The sequence below is a fragment of the Streptomyces sp. NBC_00400 genome (assembly GCF_036048035.1).
In the GTDB taxonomy this organism is placed as follows: domain Bacteria; phylum Actinomycetota; class Actinomycetes; order Streptomycetales; family Streptomycetaceae; genus Streptomyces.
Map to the genome: position 1 here is coordinate 6,128,107 of NZ_CP107940.1, position 18,095 is coordinate 6,146,201.

Annotated in this window: 15 protein-coding genes and 2 pseudogenes; 11 read left to right on the top strand and 6 right to left on the bottom strand. The window is 66.7% G+C overall.

The window, feature by feature from the left end; translation table 11 throughout:
* Positions 1-22 precede the first annotated feature (22 nt).
* From OHS81_RS26820 to OHS81_RS26840, 5 genes and pseudogenes are all read left to right on the top strand, one after another.
* Positions 23-622, top strand: coding sequence for a TetR/AcrR family transcriptional regulator (locus OHS81_RS26820; RefSeq protein WP_443058771.1), 600 nt, complete (start codon positions 23-25; stop codon positions 620-622).
* Between the two features lie 388 nt (positions 623-1,010).
* A pseudogene (locus OHS81_RS26825) lies at positions 1,011-1,730 on the top strand (RHS repeat domain-containing protein); the annotation flags it as partial.
* Positions 1,727-2,527 carry a hypothetical protein gene (locus OHS81_RS26830; RefSeq protein WP_328387232.1) on the top strand — a complete coding sequence of 267 codons (801 nt, stop codon included), beginning with the start codon at positions 1,727-1,729 and terminating at the stop codon, positions 2,525-2,527. The pseudogene OHS81_RS26825 and the gene OHS81_RS26830, both read left to right, overlap by 4 nt.
* A gap of 360 nt (positions 2,528-2,887) precedes the next feature.
* Complete coding sequence (locus OHS81_RS26835) at positions 2,888-4,285, top strand: hypothetical protein (RefSeq protein ID WP_328387234.1); 1,398 nt, start codon at positions 2,888-2,890, stop codon at positions 4,283-4,285.
* A gap of 85 nt (positions 4,286-4,370) precedes the next feature.
* On the top strand, positions 4,371-6,149 hold the full coding sequence (locus OHS81_RS26840; protein WP_328387236.1) for a hypothetical protein: 1,779 nt from the start codon (positions 4,371-4,373) through the stop codon (positions 6,147-6,149).
* Between the two features lie 541 nt (positions 6,150-6,690).
* Here OHS81_RS26840 and OHS81_RS26845 read toward each other — a convergent pair.
* A complete protein-coding gene (locus OHS81_RS26845) occupies positions 6,691-7,557 on the bottom strand; it encodes a hypothetical protein (protein WP_328387238.1) in 867 nt (288 codons plus the stop codon).
* A 589-nt stretch (positions 7,558-8,146) separates the two neighbouring features.
* Between OHS81_RS26845 and OHS81_RS26850 the strand changes: the two genes are divergently transcribed.
* Both OHS81_RS26850 and OHS81_RS26855 read left to right on the top strand, forming a co-directional pair.
* Positions 8,147-8,815, top strand: a complete 669-nt coding sequence (locus OHS81_RS26850) for a hypothetical protein (RefSeq protein WP_328387240.1) — start codon at positions 8,147-8,149, stop codon at positions 8,813-8,815.
* A 102-nt stretch (positions 8,816-8,917) separates the two neighbouring features.
* Positions 8,918-10,643: pseudogene (locus tag OHS81_RS26855) on the top strand (relaxase/mobilization nuclease domain-containing protein).
* A 24-nt stretch (positions 10,644-10,667) separates the two neighbouring features.
* Here the strand turns inward: OHS81_RS26855 and OHS81_RS26860 are convergent.
* Genes OHS81_RS26860 through OHS81_RS26880 form a run of 5 tightly spaced genes read right to left on the bottom strand, consistent with a single transcriptional unit; the run spans position 10,668 to position 15,198 of the window.
* Positions 10,668-11,198: an AAA family ATPase gene (locus tag OHS81_RS26860; protein ID WP_328387242.1), complete on the bottom strand. Its 531-nt coding sequence runs from the start codon at positions 11,196-11,198 to the stop codon at positions 10,668-10,670.
* Positions 11,199-11,202: 4 nt separating this feature from the next.
* Positions 11,203-12,114 carry a glycosyltransferase family 2 protein gene (locus OHS81_RS26865; protein WP_328387244.1) on the bottom strand — a complete coding sequence of 304 codons (912 nt, stop codon included), beginning with the start codon at positions 12,112-12,114 and terminating at the stop codon, positions 11,203-11,205.
* Positions 12,108-13,343: a glycosyltransferase gene (locus tag OHS81_RS26870; protein ID WP_328387246.1), complete on the bottom strand. Its 1,236-nt coding sequence runs from the start codon at positions 13,341-13,343 to the stop codon at positions 12,108-12,110. Before OHS81_RS26870 ends, OHS81_RS26865 begins: the two co-directional genes overlap by 7 nt.
* Positions 13,340-14,044 (bottom strand): hypothetical protein, encoded by a 705-nt coding sequence (locus tag OHS81_RS26875; protein WP_328387248.1) that lies wholly within the window; start codon positions 14,042-14,044, stop codon positions 13,340-13,342. Before OHS81_RS26875 ends, OHS81_RS26870 begins: the two co-directional genes overlap by 4 nt.
* Entirely contained in the window at positions 14,041-15,198 is a 1,158-nt protein-coding gene (locus tag OHS81_RS26880) for a glycosyltransferase (RefSeq protein ID WP_328387250.1), read from the bottom strand. Before OHS81_RS26880 ends, OHS81_RS26875 begins: the two co-directional genes overlap by 4 nt.
* Positions 15,199-15,338: 140 nt before the next feature.
* On the opposite strand from OHS81_RS26880, the gene OHS81_RS26885 reads away from it, so the two are divergent.
* From OHS81_RS26885 to OHS81_RS26900, 4 genes are all read left to right on the top strand, one after another.
* On the top strand, positions 15,339-16,313 hold the full coding sequence (locus tag OHS81_RS26885) for a helix-turn-helix domain-containing protein (RefSeq protein ID WP_328387252.1): 975 nt from the start codon (positions 15,339-15,341) through the stop codon (positions 16,311-16,313).
* Positions 16,310-16,879 carry a peptide deformylase gene (locus tag OHS81_RS26890; RefSeq protein ID WP_328387254.1) on the top strand — a complete coding sequence of 190 codons (570 nt, stop codon included), beginning with the start codon at positions 16,310-16,312 and terminating at the stop codon, positions 16,877-16,879. The genes OHS81_RS26885 and OHS81_RS26890 overlap by 4 nt, the downstream gene beginning before the upstream one ends.
* A 130-nt stretch (positions 16,880-17,009) precedes the next feature.
* Positions 17,010-17,501 (top strand): hypothetical protein, encoded by a 492-nt coding sequence (locus tag OHS81_RS26895; RefSeq protein ID WP_328387256.1) that lies wholly within the window; start codon positions 17,010-17,012, stop codon positions 17,499-17,501.
* Positions 17,498-18,049 (top strand): hypothetical protein, encoded by a 552-nt coding sequence (locus tag OHS81_RS26900; RefSeq protein WP_328387258.1) that lies wholly within the window; start codon positions 17,498-17,500, stop codon positions 18,047-18,049. The genes OHS81_RS26895 and OHS81_RS26900 overlap by 4 nt, the downstream gene beginning before the upstream one ends.
* Positions 18,050-18,095 lie beyond the last annotated feature (46 nt).

Below are 18,095 nucleotides of genomic sequence, written 5' to 3' on the forward strand. Positions count from 1 at the left end.
AACGCGGTCGTATGCTTTCTTCATGGGCGCGATGAGTGACACGACGCGGCGAGGAGGGCGAGGCGCAAGGGAACGCATCCTGGCAGCCGCCACCCGGCTGTTCGCGGATCAAGGGATCGCCGGGACCGGCATGGAGCAGGTCGCAGAGGCGGCACCGGTGTCCAAGCGGACCCTCTACGCCCACTTCCGCTCCAGGGACGAACTGGCGATTGCCTACCTGCAGGCGCTGGCCTCGTCGGGGAACACCATGGAGGGTGTGCTGATCCGTGAGGACCTCAGCCCTCGCGAGCGGATTCTTCGCTTGTTCGATCAGCCCACCACGGACACGTCTTCGGTGCGAGGGTGCCCCTTCATCGACGCAGCGGCAGAGTTCCCCGACCCGAAGAATCCGATCCACGCCTACGCACGCGAACAGAAGCTCCGGATGGTGCAGTTGGTCACCGGTCTGGTGGCGGAACTGGACTGCAGTGAACCCGCCGCACTCGCCGAGCAACTGGTGACCCTCGCGGACGGAGCAGCCAGCCGTGCCATGGTGCTGAACCAGGCGGACTACGGCCGGCACGCGCGCGCGGCCGCGAAGACCCTGCTGGAACAGGCTCTCACGCCTCCCTCAAGACGCTGACTTGCCAAGAAAGACGAACGCTCCCCACGGCCGAAGCCAGGCCAGGCGCGTAAGGCTCCGTGGCGACCGCTTCCTGCTCCGACTCCGTCATTCGGGATCAACCACTGCGTCCGCCTCGGCCGCGACCGCGACTCCTGCGTCCGCGTCGGTGCCGTCGACTACCCAGACCCTGAAACGCCGAAATCAGTAGCGTTGTTTTTTCGGCGAGAACTACTGGGACCCGTCGAGGCCTGCGGGTTCAGCTGAACTGATGCTTGTTCAGAGGGAACTCGGGGGTCGGTCCGTGTGCGTCAGCTGGGGGTATCCGTGGGTTCGATAGGAATGTGTGTGTGGTGCGTCGTGGCTACCGCGTCCTGACCCGGGTGGACCGGACCGAACCGCCGGCGGATCCGAGCCGGCGCAAGAGGAATTCGACGAGCGGTTCTGCTCCATCGTCACTGACCTGGTCGGCACACCCACGGAACTTGTCGATGAAGACGGCGCGATTGCCTGGCATTCCAGCTCCACGCTGTGGGGAACACCGCATCCGGCTGATCCCCGCAAGGCTGTGGTGGAGTGCAGTCTCGGCTTCCCAGGTCAGTACCACGACCGTGAGAGCGGCCTGCACTACAACGTGTTCCGTTATTACGACTCACTCACCGGCCGATATCTCAGCCCCGATCCGCTCGGTCTCGGGCCCGCCCCCGACCCACACGGCTATGTCGACAATCCCTTCGCCGAGATCGACCCACTCGGCCTGGCGAAGAAGAAGTGCCCGGTCATCATCGAACGCTACGGCAGCGAGGCGGAAGCGAAGGCGAGCGCAGCAGTGAAGCCGAACGGGGGCCTTGTCCCGAGGCCCGGCCACGAACGGCAGCCAAAGTGGATCGCCCAGACCGGCAAGGTCAACCCCGGCACGCTGGGCAAGAGCAAGAATTACACCCACAAAATGGAGTTCCACTGCAAGCCAGAGGTGTTGGCCTGGCTGAAACAGTACGAGATCAAGCCGACCAACGAGCCGGGTCGCTATGCGGTACCGGCGGACAAGATCGATGAGTTCAACAAGTACGTGGAGAAGACGACCGTCCAGCCGCTCGACTCAGGCGGCGGCCGTAGGAGGAGACGATGAATCCGTCATCGCCGCGCGGACGCCTGCGCGATGCCCTGCTGCGTGTCGGCGAAAGGGGGGACGCGACCGAGGCCGACCTCCGTGCGGCAGTCACCACCGCGCTGCGCGAACTGGCTGTGGAGGCGCTGGGCGAGCGTTCGCGCGTCGAGCTGGTCACCCTTGGCGCTGAGGAGCACCCCTGGGGACGAAGCTTCGGTCTTCGGCTTGCGGACTATGACGTAGAGCTGCCGGACGTGCTCTTGTACGCAGACCAGAGCGACCTTCCGCCCCAGGTGCAGGAGAGTTTCCCGACTCTGAGCCAGGAGGAGTGGGAGGCCGTACTGCTGGTCTCCAAGCTCATCTTCATGGGTCTTCAGTCGGAGCCCGAGCCAGTGCGCGACGATGCCGGCCAACAGCCGCAGGTCACCCCGAGACCGCCCCGGTCGGTAGTGAGAGAGCAATTCTGCCAGGCGCTGGCGGCCATTTCGGAACGCCCTGACCTGCACCAGGACGAACTCACTGCGCAATTGCGGACCGCGCTCCTGAACTTCGCGTCGGAGACACCCGACAACAAGGACGCCGCTCAGCGCATCGCGGTGCTGCACACCGGGGAGCCCCGGCAAGGGCCGCGCTTGTGCCTCAGCCGCTCGGGGCTGGCCTTCGCGAAGGTAGTGCTGAGCGCTGGTGGCTGTCCTGTCCCCAACTGTGTACTGGAGGAATTCCCGGACTTGACCCAGGACGAGTGGAACGCCGTCATCCACGTCACAGGACTGACGATCATGGCGTTCGAGACCGAGCCGGCCCGCGACGTGGGATAGCGTCCGGTCGCGTTGACGGTCCAGGTTCGGCAAAAGACAGTCGGTAACCAGCAGAGCGGTCGCGACAGACGACGAGCGGTTGCCTCCACTCGAGTGGAGGCAACCGCTCTCAGCATTTCCTTCGGCTGCCGAGTTCGAGCTTTACTTTCTAGATGTCGAAGTACAGCACGGAAGCCATTCCGACCTGCGAATATGTGACATGGATGACGGGCCTGGTGCACAACGGGTGCACACTGTGCACCCGCCGGGGGCTGCGGACCGGAGGGGCACCATCCGAGCAGCAGTCCGCCTACCGGGAGACCCCTGGGCGCCCATGCGCACTTGCGTGCGCCCGCTCTCCCCTCCATACCGTGACACACCATGTCAGTACCTGCGGAAAGCATCCTCGCACTACTGCGTCATCAGATCCCCGTACGCGTCAATTCGACAGCCTCGCTGGTGATGGACACCGACAAGGCAGCCACAGCCATCGCCCGCAAACGTGCACGCGAGCGAGGCGAGGAGGAACGAGTTCCTCGTAAGCCCGGGCTGGAACCGCTACAGACGGCCGAACAGAACGATCTCGCCACCACGCCTTGGGAGTTGCTCGGCGTCTTCGCACGAGCCGCCACCTTGGCTCGTCATGGGCGCGGAAGAGGCTTGGCCGAGCACTGGCAGGCCCTGAAGTACTGCCAGGCCCTGGGAGTCGGTGCCAGTGGCTACCTGGCTCTCACCGAGGAGGGGCAGAACCCAGAACTCTCCTACAGGGGGATGCAGGCCCGAGAGTTGGGACGAGCGCTGGGGTTGGCGATCGCACAGCGCACAGTGCGGGCCCGCTTCCCGGATCACCTGGTCTCGACTGTCGACGCCGAGTCGGTGCTGCTTGCTGGATTCGCGCGCTCCGGACCGCGGCCTTCCCTGGGCGCTCGACCACGGCCTGACTTCTTCATCGAGGCATGGAAGCCCGGCGAACCGTCCCGGCTCTTCGTGGTGACGGCCAACGGAAATCACCAGAAGACGACCAAGCGCACGGGGAAGACCGACCGCTCAGCCTTCAAGCAACTGGCCAGGGCCAGTGAGCGCGCTGAACATTTCCACCTCGCCGAGTGGAACACCACGCCCTGCCTCTTGATGTCCACCGAGCTGCTGGCCAAGGAGGGCACCACAGTCCACGCTCTGCAGGCACCGGGCCAGGGGTTGTTACCTGTGCGATCGGTCACAGGACGCGATAGCGCGGACGCCGTGCCGTCGAAGAGGAACCCTCCGTATGCCAACGCTGTGAGGGTGCCTGCCCGCGCTTGCGAGGAAGGCTTCCACGACGGCTTCCTCATTCCACGAAAAGATCGCGCGTGGTTCGGTCAGGTACTTGCCCGAACCAGTGCCGCGGGCCAACTGGCGTTTGCCGGCGCTGGCATGGAGATCGCTCAGTACTTGACCAGCGATCAGGGTTGCAAGCACTACGAACAGCGAACATTCGCAGGATCATCCAGCGTCCGGGACGCAGAGCACTGCTTCGGTGCGACCCGCTTCTTCGGTACTGACCAGGTCTTCAGGTTGAACAGGACCCGCGTCGAGGCGTTCTCAGGGGTGGCAGAGGACCTGTATCAGCTTCTGGTCGAAGGGAAGGTCGAGGCGTACCGGCGCCGCGCATACGAGCTCCGCCCCACGCTGCCGAATGGTGCGACCGCTCCGAAGTGGGGCGCGGTCTCCTTCGGTGAGGACGGCACTGTCATGGCTTTGCGTATTCTCCCGGAAAGAGACAAACGATGTGCTCCGTGAACCAGACCCGGCATGTCCGCGCACTGGTGACCACGCCGGAGACTGACCCAAAGCCCTGTCAGAGGTCGCTCGTAAGCTCTGGAGCATGGGGAGCACTGGAATCACTGAAGCCGATGTCGACAAGGCGATAGCCGTCGTCGAAAGCAGCAGGCAGTCACTTCGGCGGGATGATCCCGCAGTCCAAGCACTCGCCGCAGCGGTATCCGTGCGGCGCCGCTTACAGGGAGAAAAGCCGGTCACGGACGACGAACTGCTTGCGGCGCATGACCAGTTGCACGCAAAGATGCCTCACAGGAACGGCGGCAGCCTGGAGGCACTTGCCGACGCGCTACTGGGTCGCGGGATGGTGCCCTCGCCCGGCGACTACGACGGCGACTGGTGGCTGTGGTGGCCCAAGAAGGGCTATGGGCCGTGTCGTGACTGCCGGCAGAGTCGCTCACTGACGCGCTACTCCGCCAAGTGGGGCAAGCCGTACAGATACTTGTGCGCACGCTGCCGCAAGCAGGAACTGGCAGACGATACGGCGCACCTCAACAGCGTCACCGGTGTCACCCCGGAGGAAGGTGAGTCGGCCGAATCGCTCTTCAGCAGACGTACGGCAGCTCTCATCGGCCAGCTGGGCAGCCAGGCGGCAGCAGCACCCGAGAGGCAAGCGGGTCGCCCGGACACCGAACAGTGGGGCGAGTACGTAGACCGGCTCATGGAAGTGCTCGGCCCGCTCGACTGGGCTGGCTGGGAGGTACCGGACGAATACGATTCGGACTGGGATGCCGAAACTGGCCCGATGCTCTTCGCCACGCTGTGGCGTACCAGCGCCGCGCTGGACATCGAGTACTACCCGCGTGAAAGCCGGCTCCGATTTCTTCCCTACGAAGACGTATGCGGCGATTTCCCGGAATCTTTTTCCGCACTCGATGAAGAGGTCGAACTCACGGTCACCCTCCAGGGCGACGAGGCGGTCACGGTGGTCCAACATCGAGCCGGCGCGTTGGGATTGCTCGATGCAACTCGCGTCCGCGTGGTGGAGGGGGCTGATCGAGAAGCCACGGAGGCGTTCGAAGCGGAATCGCTACTCTCCCTCTTCAGCCCGGCAGCCTCCTACCGGAAGATCCCGGTTGCAGACATCGTCAAGGAAGCTGTACAGCACCCCGATCTCAGCACCTATCTGCGCTGGGTTGTCGGTATGGCGGGCCGCAACGTGCACCCGGATCCGGTGCCCGATGCGGCGGCTCTGGGTATCGCGGCCTGGTGCTGGCGCAATGAAACGGCTGTGGAGGCTCACCACCTTCCCTCGGACGTGCTGATGGCCCGAGTGAACATTGCGGTGACTCGCGCGGTGCTGCCTCATGTCTGCCCGTACGAAGGTATCGACTGGGACGGGATCGAGCAGTCACTGACTGATACAGACTGGGAACTCCCCAACCGTCGAACTGTCTCCTCCCTGTTCGGCGACGGATGGCCGGAGGTGCAGTCGACGGTGCGTGAGCAGATCCGTAAATGGCAACGCCTCGACAGCGAACTTCTTGGTCCGGATACCACTTTGAGGCTGATGACGATCGGGGGCTCGACAAGCTATACGTGTCATTGGTGGGGCCAGGGACGGTGGCGCGCGATCTGCGAAGAGATTGTCTGCGATGCTGTTGAAGCTGGTTTCACGCTGCCACAGCCGTACGACTGCCGTGGTTCTGATGCCTTGATCGACGACTTGGAACACCCGGACATGCAGTCCGATGCCGTGCTGGACTGGCTCATCGACATGCCCGAAGCCCCCGTTTCAGGGCCTCACGGATTGCGCCACCATCCAGCTACCCAGCCGCTCGTGCGCGAATACGATCCGTGGTGGGCAACGCCGGAGGGAGACTGACTCCGCAGCCGTCGGCAGTCCAGTGCCCCTACGAGCAGATCGAGCGTCTGCCTCCAGCAGGACCTGCTGGAGGCAGACGCTCGGGGAGTCCTTCGGCCGACTACTCGCCGAGTTCGAGCTTTACTTTCTAGATGTCGAAGTACAGGTGTAGAAGCGCTCTGACCTGCACAGATACTCCGCTGGCAGGCAAGGTGGTGCACAAGTGGTGCACGGGAGGAGTGTCAGACGGAATTGCTGCGTCTCTTGTGACTTTGGCGGTCTGCCTTGCGGTACTTGCCAGTGACTCGTCGCCTACCTACGGCCATCTCGGTGGTACGGCGACGGTGTTCCAGGACGGCGACCCACCACGCCAATCGGTCACTGGACTTATCTGGGATGAGCAGCCGCAGGGCCCGGAGGCAGAAGAAGACCAGGCTAGTGAATGCGGCGACCAGGCATGCTGCCCACCAAGGCATGCCGGTGACCACGGCTCCAAGGATCTCGATCACGACGTGAGTGCTTTCTGTCGGTAGCGCAGAGGGGCGAATTGGCGTGCGGCCGGCTAGGTGCGTCGCGAGCGAAGGTGGAGCGTAGCGTTTCCGAGCGTGATGGCGAGATAGCCAGGTGCAGACACCGTCCTAGCCCCGGGAATGCCAATGATCGGATCAGTCATTGACGCGGCCAGGTCGTCCGGATAGGGATACGAGTCCCATCGCAGCTCCCAGCTGTCACCGGCCCCCTGAAGCTTCCGGTCTTCGCCGAGACTGCGTTTGCTGTTAAGCCAGCCTGGGCGGCGCAGGGGGTCGTAGAACCAGTTGCCGATTGCCCAGCTGCGGTGAGGGTCTCGTGTTGAGATGCGGCAGAAGACGCCAGCCAGCAGACACTGTGCATGCTCTGTCATAGGAGGCACGCTGGCCAGCTGTTCGCGCTCGCCAGGAGTGAGCGGAACGTCCACGGTGAAGAAGTCGACGTAGGACTCGCTTCGTGCATCGACAGGTTTCCCTGACGGGTTATCCGTAACTACGAACTGCGCGTTTGTAGGCAGGTGCCGCATGACGTAGGTGCCGTACCCACGGTGCTCCTCAACACGCAGACCGGGCACTCCGCCTACCCCATTCGGCTCCGGGAGCAGGTAGTCGACCACGTTATGGGGCACGTCAGTGATGAGCACGATGCGATCGAACCGTGGGGACGCCGTGATGGTGTACGCGGAGAGGGCAGCCACGTGCCAGCCGGCGGGAGTGCTGTAGTCATACCCGCGGTTCAGCAAGCCGAGCGCGAGCAGTGCTCGTAGCTCTCGTTGCCCCGGGATGCAGACATCCAGCCCGATAGAGCGGTCGCGGGCAATTCCTGCTTTGGCTGCGGCGAATTTCTCGCCGGTGTACAGCGAACGGATACGGGCTGCCACGTTCCGCTGGCTTTCGGGCATGCTTCACCTCACCGCTGCCCGGTCAGCGCATCAGGGCCACATACCTTGTGAAACCACGCGTCGTCTGCTGAGTCGCGGAGTAGGTGCTCCACACCCTGCACAGCTTCCGTGAGTACCGGGCTCACATACTTCTGCTGGCGACCGGGCCTCCGCGGACCGGTATTTGATCGCACTGTACCTGACGTCTGCCCGGTTTCGCGTTGAGTTGCCGGAAGTTCTCAGCGCAGGGGAGTGCCGCCTCCGCGGCTGGCGCGGGGTGGAGAGGGGGACAGGTGCCGCAGCGCGTGCATCAGCCACGATGAGCCGTTTCCTGGGCCGCGCCTGATGACAGCAAGAGCGTCAAACGCCCTCGGCGCCAGTTCGGCGACGTCGTCGCTGAGGCCCCGCTGGCTGCCGAACAGAGCCTCGTCTTGCTAGCGCAGGCTGAGGCGGCGAGTGCTAAGACATACGTGCGCATCGTGTACCTGGACAGATGGATCCGAGCGCAAGCTGAGCTCGACCACGTGTGGGAGAGGGCCAGCATTGCTGTGTCAGCCTCCATACGACAGCGCCTTTCCAAAAAATAACGCCAGCGCAATGATGTGCCATCGTGGACGAGCTAGTGATTGCTCTGATTGCAGCCGGGTTCGGGCTGGCAGGCACCGTGCTAGGTGCCGTTGTCGCGGCACGAGCGACGAAGGCCGGAGCCGAAAAGAACGCTGAGACTGTTCGAAGACAGGTAGAGGACCAGGCGACTGCTGAGCATTCGCATTGGCTGAGGCAGCAGCGGCTTAACGCCTACGAAGGGTTCCTGGAAGCCTGGGACGAGTGCCTTCGCTTTACCCAGGCTTCCAGCGATGCCCGCAATGGTGATCTGGCGAGCGTAGACCTGCTGAGAGAGGCCGCAGGCCGAATGGAGGAGCGTGCGAGACGCATCGCGCTTCTGGGGCCACCCGAGGTCACACAGGCGGTTGAGGACTTGGCCGAGACGATGCAGCAAGATGTAGACGCGAGCGCTGAGTTTATGCAGGCGACGGAGGCTGGGCGCTCGGCTATGGACGCGTGCCCTGTCGATGTCGCTGCAGTCCAAGCCGCCACGGAAGACCTTGAGGAGCGTGGCCAGCGGTTGCGGGACCTCCTGACAGGGGCGTCCGAGCACCGTGAGACTGTCGACGGTCACCCGCTCTTGGCGGAGTACCTGGGCAGCCTGCCGATACGACGCCTTCCGATGAGCAGCCTTCATGGCGCGAGCCCGACGCCCCGGCGCGGCCCGCGCTGATGAACCGCAAGCGCACCACCGAGAAGCGAGACCAGGGGAAGACCATCCGCTTCACCCTGACCGCGGTTCAGATCGACCAACTCCTGGCGGAGGGAGCCGGCCATGGTGCCTGACGTCTCCACCGGCTCCAGCGCCCTCGGCCTGATCAACTACCTCTTCGGCCCTGGGCGGCGGGACGAGCACACCGACCCGCACATCGTCGCCGCCTGGGACATGGCCGGCGCCCCCGACCCCGGCCGCGACCATGAGGCCACCTACAGTCAGCTCGCCAGGCGCCTGGATCACCATGTCGACTTGCGCACCCGCGAGCTGGGCGGCCACAAACCGCCGCAGCACGTGTGGCACTGCCCGGTACGCACCGCCCCCGGCGACCGCTACCTCACCGACGCCGAGTGGGCAGAAGTCGCCTGCCGCATAGTGGCGGCCACCGGTATCGCGCCCGAGGGCGACGAGAAGGCGTGCCGGTGGATCGCCATACGACATGCGGACGACCACATCCACATCCTTGCCACTACCGTCCGCGCCGACGGCCGACGGCCGACGCCCCCGCACCCACCGCGACGGCCAGCGGGCACAGCAGGAGTGCCGCAAAATCGAGGTCGAGTTCGGCCTGCGCCGGTTGAAATCCGGCGACCTCACCGCACCGCCCACGCCGACCGGCGCCGAACGTGCCAAGGCCGAGCGCCAGAGCCAGGGCGTCACCGCGCGGGAGTGGCTGCGCGAGCAGGCGTACACGGTCGCTGCCGCCGTACGCAGCGTTGACGACTACTTCACCGTTCTCACGTCGCTCGGCATCCAGGTCAAGCAGCGCATCGGTCCCGAGTCAGGTGAGGTGACCGGCTACAGCCTGGCAGCCCCTGGCGACACCGCCCGAGGCGAGCCGGTCTGGTACGGCGGCTCCAAACTCGCCCCCGACCTGTCCTTCAACCGCCTGTGCGAACGCCTCCCCACCCAGGACGTAACCGACCGCCCGCAGCACATCGACGACCCCCACATGGCATGGCGCGGTGCCGAGTGGGCTGTGCGCACAGCCCACACCTTCCTCGACTCGGGTGACGACGCCGCAGCCCAGGGCCAACTGGATGCCTTCAGCGACGCCCTGCACAACCTGGCCCGAGCCGTACACGGTCCGCACAAGGCCGAACTGCAGGCAGCAGCAACGGTGTTCAACCGTGCCCGCCGCTCTGCGATCCGAGCCGACCACCAGGCTGCCACCTCCCTGCGGGACGCCACCAGGGAACTCGCCTGCGCCAGAGACGAGCCAGGTGGGCTCGCCATTGCCCTCATCTTCGCCGCCCTCCACCTGGCCCGCGCCGCCGCCAATTGGCACGCGCAGCGCGGCCACCAGCAGCAGGCCGCCGCAGCTGAACAGGCCCTCCTCCACCTGCGGGTCGGTTACCAGCAGGCCAGCGCGCCAGTCCTGGCAGATCTCTCCCGCCGAGCCCCAGGCCAGCAGACCATCGACCGATTCGAGTCCACCGTGCGTCAGGCAATCCCCGACCACGCCGACCAGATCCTGGCTGATCCTGTCTGGCCCGCCCTTACCACCACGCTCGCCCGCGCCGAGACCGCCGGCCACAATCCCCGTCAACTCCTGAGCGAGGTTGCCGCCGAGCGTGAACTCGCCACCGCGGACTCACCGGCACAGGTCCTGGTGTGGCGGATCACCGCCCAGCCGAACAAGCGCATGCAAGGAGCGCGCAGGCGAAGCACCGTGAGCGCCACGTCCTTCGCCTCCGCACCTCAGCCCGCGCCCACGACAGTGCACGAGCAGAGCAGCGATCGCAGCCAACGCCAAGCGCGTGGCGGACCACGCCATGGTCGGTGACATCGAGCCGTGAGCGGGCCTGCTTCAACCCTGCCTGTGCTTGACCGAGGACAGCGCCACCACGAGTGCGTCCAGGTCTCCGGTGTAGACGATGACCTCTTCATCGTTGGCCGGGAGGTCGAATCGGGCGAAGAAGTCGTCAAGGGCTTCGGGGGTGACGGTGAGAGCGTTGGCGTCCTCGCGCTGGTTGCGCTCGGCGAGGCGTCCCAGCAGTTCTTCCCGGTCGGCAGGGAGGTAGACCACGACCGGGTAGCCGCCCGCTTCGCGGGCAGCCTGACGCCAGGCGTCGCGCTCTGGGAGCCGCCACAGCCCGTGGTCCAGGACGACGTCGTTCCCGGCCTCCAGCTCCTTGACGAACCGTGCCTGGACCGCCTGGACCACGGGCCGTTCGCGCTCGAAGTAGGTGTGCTCGGGATAGTCCACGCCGTATCGGCCGTGGAGGCGGTGCACCTCCTCGTCCACGGACAGTCGCGTGTAGCCGTGGTCGGCCAGGGCTTGGGCGACGGTGGTCTTCCCGGAGCCGGTAATGCCGGCCAGGAGAACGGCGAGGGGCACGCGGTCATCCCTTCCACGAGGAGCTGTGCGTGGGCGCCTTCATTGTCTCCAATTCTGGCTGGTGCGCGACGTGCGGTCGCCAGGCCGTGACGATGCTGCGGGCCTCGCTGGGCCAGTTGAACGGCATGCGGTCCAGGCTCACCCGGCGGAAGGCGAACCGCGGATCGCTGGTGTTGATCACGCCGCCGTGCCGGCCGACGTGCGACAGGAGACGGCCGGCCTCGTCGCGCACGGCCGGGGTCTCTTCCTGCCATGTGCCGGTCGAGAAGTGCTTGACCCGGCGGCGGAGGTCGTCCAGGACGCCCGAGCGCCACTTGAAGTGGTGAACCGCGCAGATACGGTCGGCATCCGGACGCTGTCCGGGGGCCCTGTGGTTGCCGCCCGCCACGGTGACATCGTGGCGGGCGAGCACGATCTTGCGCGGGTCTCCGTGCAGGAGTCGGTGGCTGAGGTGCCCGCCGAGGGGATAGGCGAGGTCCAGTCCGCCTTCGGGCCGCCAGCCGGTCAGGCGTCCGCTCGCGGAGATCCGGTCGAGCATCAGGCCGCCCACCACGCGGTGCCCGGACTTCTCGGCCTGGGCGATCACCTCACCCAGTGGGGCGGGGTACTGCTGGAACTCGTCAGCGTCGGCGAGCAGGTGCCAGCCCGGGCCGGCCCGGTGCCGCAGGGCGTCTCTGAGCTGGGTGTTGGTGCGCTCGTGCCACGGGCCGGTGCTGGTGCCGGTGGGGATGATGCCCAGTTCGCGGCTGGCGGCCTGCAGTTCGTGCCGCTGCTGGTCGGGCACGTGCTTGGGGAAGTGGAAGGCGATCAGGAATCGCTCGACACCCAGCCACCGGTAGTGGCGGACCCAGGCGGCCAGCAGCGCGGGTTCTACGGGGCCGACGACGGCGATCAGCGCGGGAGAGGTGCTCAGCATCGGGACTCCTTCGTACACAGTGAGGCGAAGGTTCGGGTGAGGAAGCCGGCCTGCTCGGCGGCCGACCGCATCCCCAGCAGGCCGGGAGCTTCGGGGCCGGGCAGCGGAGGTGGCTGGCGGATGACGGTATGCAGGGCTTCGGCGAGGGCGGCCGGGTCGCCGGCGGGGAACGTCAGGGCCCAGGGCTGGCTGCGAAGACGCGCGGTGAGGGCGGGGTCGTGGTCGGAGACGATGAGGGGAACCCCGAGGCGGGCGGCATCCATGACGAGCCCGGACTCCTTGCCGGTCCCGTGGTGGCGGGTGACGAGGGCGGCGTCGGCAGCGGCGTACACGAGCCGCAGTACGGCTTCGCTGACCGGACCGGGCACGGTGTGCACCCGCAGGCCGGGCTGGGCCCGCCACCGCTGGAGGAGTGCTTCGTCGAGGGGGAAACCGGTGACCACCAGGTGCAGGGGTTCCTTGAGCCGGGACAGGGCGGCGTCGATGACGGCGATGTCCTTGTAGGGCCACCACCCGCCCACCAGGCACACCAGGGCCTCGGGGGAGGGGACATCGAACGCGGCACGGCCGCCCTCGCGTTCGCCTGCGGTCAGGCGGTGGCCGTCGTCGACCGCGAAACCGCCGACCGCGGCGGGCAGGCGGGGGAAGGCAGCGGTGAACTGGTCAGCCACGGCCTGTGTCGGATACATCGCGATCACTCGCCCTTCGCCCCGGCGGGCGAGCCGGCCGAGCAGCCGCACGACGGCGTCCTCGTCGGTGACCGCCTCGTGGACGAACCGCAGGTGCGGCTGGTCGCCCAGGAGGGCGGCAGCTCCGTGCAGAGCCTCGCTGGCGGTCAGGATGACCACCGCGTCGGCCCGGGACTCCAGCCGACGCGCGATCCGCAACGCCGCCCCTTCGGTGAGGCAGCAGGCGATGAGGGTGACCTGGTGCGGCAACCGCCGCATCCGGCGGGGCCAGCGGCGCGACCGGAGCAATCGCTGTCCGGCCGCGGAGATGCTGGCTGCCAGCCGGGAGGCGGCCAGCAGGAAGCGCGCCTGGTGCCCGGATGGTCCGGTGACCAACCGGGCCCCCGCCTCACGCAGGGCGCTGACCGCCTCGGTGGCAATCCCGTGCGGGGCGATGACCAGGCTGCCGGGTCGGACTCTGGCGAGGGCTACCAGCGTGCGCTGGTGATGCCCGCCCAGGCGGTTCGCGTACGGCTCGATGAGCACGAGCGGGCCGGTCATCCGGCCACCGCCTGGTCTCCGTGGGCGGTGGTGAACCTTGCCCGCAGCCAGGCAGGGTCGTTGAGATGGCCGAACCGCTGCGGGGCGCAGGCGGCTTCGCGGGCGAAAGCGACGCCATCCCGGGCTCCGGCGGCCGCGTAGGCGGCGAACTCGCCGCTGCGACTGCTCGCCCACGCCTCCACCCGCCGACGGGAGTCGTCGTCGGCCATCCCGTACTCGCTGCCGCGGGCGAGCATCGCGCACTCGCGGAAACCGGCCTTCCACGCGTGGAAGGGGCTCTGGTTGAACCTCGTGATCCCCGCGGTCTGCTGGGCGAACTCGATCCGTCCGGGCAGGGCGGCGAGCACGTCCACGGCCTCGCCCATCTCACGCAGGGCACTGCGGCGGATCAGCTTCAGCCCGCCGTAGCCGTAGGTCAGACCGTTGACCGGGTTGACCGCCCGCCACACCCGCATCGACGCGCCCTCGTCCAGAGGCTCCACCAACGCGGGGTCGAAGCTGGCGTCGATGGCGAAGTCCCCGTCGGCGAGGAAGAACTGCTCGTGGTCGACGACCTCGGCACACAGACGGTAGGCCCGGCGCATCCCGTGTACGCCGTGCAGGCGCTTGACCGCGCCGCCGAGCGTGCGCTGGAGCCGGGAGTGCAGAGAGGTGGCCATCGGCTCGTCGTACGAGAGGAGAACCGCGTCGTAGCTGTTCACGAGACGGCCTCCAGGTAGCGGGCCGCGATCAGGGCGGGGGTGAAGTCGGCGGTGGAGGCGTGGGCCCGCTTGGCGTGCAGGGCATGGAATTCGGCGTCCGTGGCGAGCCGTTCGGCCAAGGTGACGGCCTCGGCCGGGGTGGTGAAGCACAGCTCGGGGTCGATGTGCTCGGCGAGCCAGCCAAGGCGGGGCGAGATGACCGGAAGGCCCATGCCCTGGCAGTCGATCACGCTCATCGACCAGGGGCAGCCCGGCCGGAACGGGGCGATGCCGAAGTGCGCGCCGGCCAGGAGGTCCTTGTAGCGGACGCGGTCGCCACGGTCGGAGACGACCTGCACGTGCGGCAAGGCGGTGAGCTGGTCACGCATCTTCTCGGGGCTGTCGTCCAGGCTCTTGCGCTCCGCCCGGCGCTGGCCGAACAGGTCCATGACCCGCAGCCTGATGGTGCCGGACGCGACCAGGTCGCGGGCCAGGTCCACGAACTGTCCGGTGCCGTAGTGCGCGTACAGCCGGTGGTTGTAGACGCCGATCGCCTCGACGCCGGAGGCGGGCTGCGTGGTGGCGGGGTCGCGTACCAGACGCTCGTCACGCGGGGCGGGCACCACTCGCAGCTTCCCGCCGAGGTCCAGAGTGGTCCGGGCGGCTGCCGCCGACACCCAGGACGCGGCCGTGGAGGAGTGGACCAGCACCCGGTCACAGGCGGCCAGTCCGGCAGCGAACGCCAGCAGTACCGGTCGCCCAAGCGCCGCGTCGTTCAGGGAGGGGTCGAGTTGGAGCCGTCCGCCGCCCGTGAAGGAGAACGGCAGGTAGTGGCAGTAGCCGGCCAGTAGGGCGTTGGATCCGGTCTCCAGTAAGGCCGTGCGGATCGCCGGGGCCTCCTCGATCTGATTGGCCACGACCACGTCGGGCTTCTCCGCCCGGATCAGTGCCACCAGCTCGTCGATGTCCGCGGAGAAGCGGGCCCGGTACTTCGTCCCCGGCACCTTCGTCCGGTGGAATCCGCAGCGTGCATCCCCGGCCGGAGCCGGGGCCGCGACGGTCACTTCGGCGCCGGCGTCCGCCAGAGCGGGGGCAAGCAGGTCCGCGAAGATCCACCCAGAGTCGGCCGAAAGCCGGTCGGGGTTGGAGATGTTGAGCAAGTACAGCACGCGCATGGCGCTTCGTCTCCTTCATCCGCCCGGGGATCGATCCGGGCTGGTAAGGGAAGGAAAGCGGCGACGCAGACCGTGACGGGATGGTGAACTTGGATCACTCACGGTTCATTCATGCTCACCAACGATGACGCGGGGCTTCGATGGAAGCGCAAGGCGAGGAGATCACCGCCGAGCAGGCGGCCGAGGACTACGCAGCCGAGGTGGCGCGCTGGCGGGAAGTACGCGGCATGTCCAAGAGGGCGTTGGCGCTGGCGATGGGCTTCGACCCGTCCTACGTCAGCCACGTGGAGTCGGGCCGCCACAAGCCCAGCGAGGAGTTCTCGCGTCTCGCCGATGAGGCACTGAATGCCGGGAAGGCGATCTGGAGACGCTGGTGCGACTACGAGCAGGCAAAGGCCCGTTCCCGGCGGCCGGCGGCGGCGCCGCCCGCCCAGCGCGGGCCCGAACAGCCGTATGCGACCGGATCGGCCCTCGTCGTCGAACACGACGCGGCACGGCTCCAGTACGACGGCACCTCGTACCGGCTGACCATGCGCCGACGGCTGCGAAACACAGGCGAGGAGCCGGTGACCCGCTACCTGATCCGAATCTCCGTGGACCGCTACCCCGGCGACCCTGAGCAGTCGAACGCGCACTACCGAGCCCACCCGCTGACCTGGGAGGAACTCGACCTCACCGCCACCTGCCGGGGCGAGGCGATGCGGTGGCAGGCCAAGCACGACCGCGACGCCTTCAAGGAGGTGTGGCTGCTGTTCGACAACGAACACGGCCGCTTCCCCCTCTACCCCGGCGAGTCCGTGTGGATCGAGTACGCCTACACCGTCGGCGATGACAAGTGGGGCAACTGGTTCCAGCGAGCTGTCCGCCTGCCCACCGAACAACTCGAAGTCCAGCTCGCCTTCCCTGCCGCCCTTGACCCCGTGGTGTGGGGCACCGAGACCTCCATGACCGCCGAAGCCTCCCCGCTGCGAACCCCTCCCGTCCGCAGCGACGACGGTGAACTACGGCAATTCACGTGGATCACGACTACACCCGCCCTGCACGCTCGGTACCGTCTGGAGTGGCGGTTTCGGGCACGGACCGAACGCGACTCAGATCAAGGGGAGTTCAGGTGATTGACGTGCGGCCCAGCCAGCAGATGCGAGACCTCGGCGTCGTCCAACACGGTGCCGGCATCCTCACCGAACCGGCCCGAGCCTTCGACCTGCCCGCCGAACGCGACGAAGCTGAACGCATCACAGACGAGCTCTTCGCCGCCATGGAACGGATCGGCCAGGTCCACCCCTTCGCCAAAGGCATGGGCATCGCCGCTCCACAGATCGGCATCGCACGCGCCGCTGCGGTCGTCCAGCCGCCTGGCGACGCACCCGCGATCATCCTCCTCAACCCTCGGATCACCACCTGCTCCGAGGAGATGGACGAGCAGTACGAGGGCTGCCTGAGCTTCTTCGACGTCCGCGGCCACGTCCCCCGCCCCCTGAAGATCACCGTCGAGACCACGGCCCTGACCGGGGAGACCGTCACCACCACGTGCGAACGCGGTCTCGCCCGTCTCATCTACCACGAGATCGACCACCTCGACGGCCTCCTGTACACCGCCCGCATGAGGACCGGCGTGGACCCCATCCCCGTCGAGGAGTACCGGCAGACCGGCCGGGCCTGGGTGTATGACGGTGTCTGATCCAAAGGCCCCTGCCCATGCGTTACACGCTTGTCAACGGCCACGATGCCCGTCGGATGGGTACTGAGCCTCCGCCATGAGGTGCCTATGCAGCGGCTCCTTCCCGGAGGCGAGTCAGTTCGTTGATCATTTGCCTGAAGCGCAGGCCCATATCCCGGAGTTGCTGATTCACTATCAGTCGAAGGTGCGGACACAACGGGGAGGGGACACCGTGGACCCGACAATCGTCGCCTTGGCCAGCGCGGGAGGTACGGCCGTGGCATCGGCGATGGCAACGGACGGATGGAACACGCTTCGATCAGGCGTCGTCACTCTGTGGCAACAGTTTCGCCCGAACTCCGCTGGTGAACTGGAACGGGATCTTGACACGACCCGTTCGACTCTTCTCGCAACCCCTGCCAGTGAAGTCGAACAGGTCCGTCAGGCTCTTCAGTCCGCCTGGCAAGGGCGGATGTTGACTCTCTTCCTGGAGGATCCGGCGGCAGCATCGGAGTTCGAAGCCCTGCTGTCGAGGCTCGGGGAAGCTGGCTCGCCCCGGACGAACACCAGCTTCCACGCCGAGGTCCGTGATCACGGACGCGTGTACCAAGCCGGTGGGAATCAGTTCATCAGCGAGCGATGAGCACGGGCCACTGGGACCACGAAGACGACGCCCCTTGGCACATGCGCGCCAGCGCCGAGGATGAGGGGCGCGTCTACCAAGCAGGCCGCGATCAGCACATCACGGAGTTTCACTTTCATGGCTCGGCTCCCGACGTAGACGACGACGAGGATGAAGACGACGACTGGGGCTATTACGAGACGGGAGGCACTTCCTGGGGCATGATCTGGGAGACGTTGCTTAGCGTCCTTCTCGCCTTGGCCCCTCTGCTTCCACTTGCGATCGCGGGCGCCAGCACGCACGCCGTGTGGACCGACAAGTCCGACCCATCGACTTGGTGGTCCGTGCTCTACTCGCTGGGAGCCGTCATCGTTGGTGCAACAGGCTTCATCATCCTTCATGAACGCCTGTCCTACAGGTCGCATCTGATCGACAGGCTTTCCTGGCTGTACGTACCTGTGAGCATTGGCGTCTTCGTCTACTACGTCATTGGGAACCCTGCCGGGCTTCAGCTCAAGTTCATCGGCGACATCGGCCTGGAGCTTGCTCGTAAGCTCGGCCCTCTGTGATCCCGCCCCAAGCAAGTGCCAGCATCAGGAGAAAGCAGCGATGAAG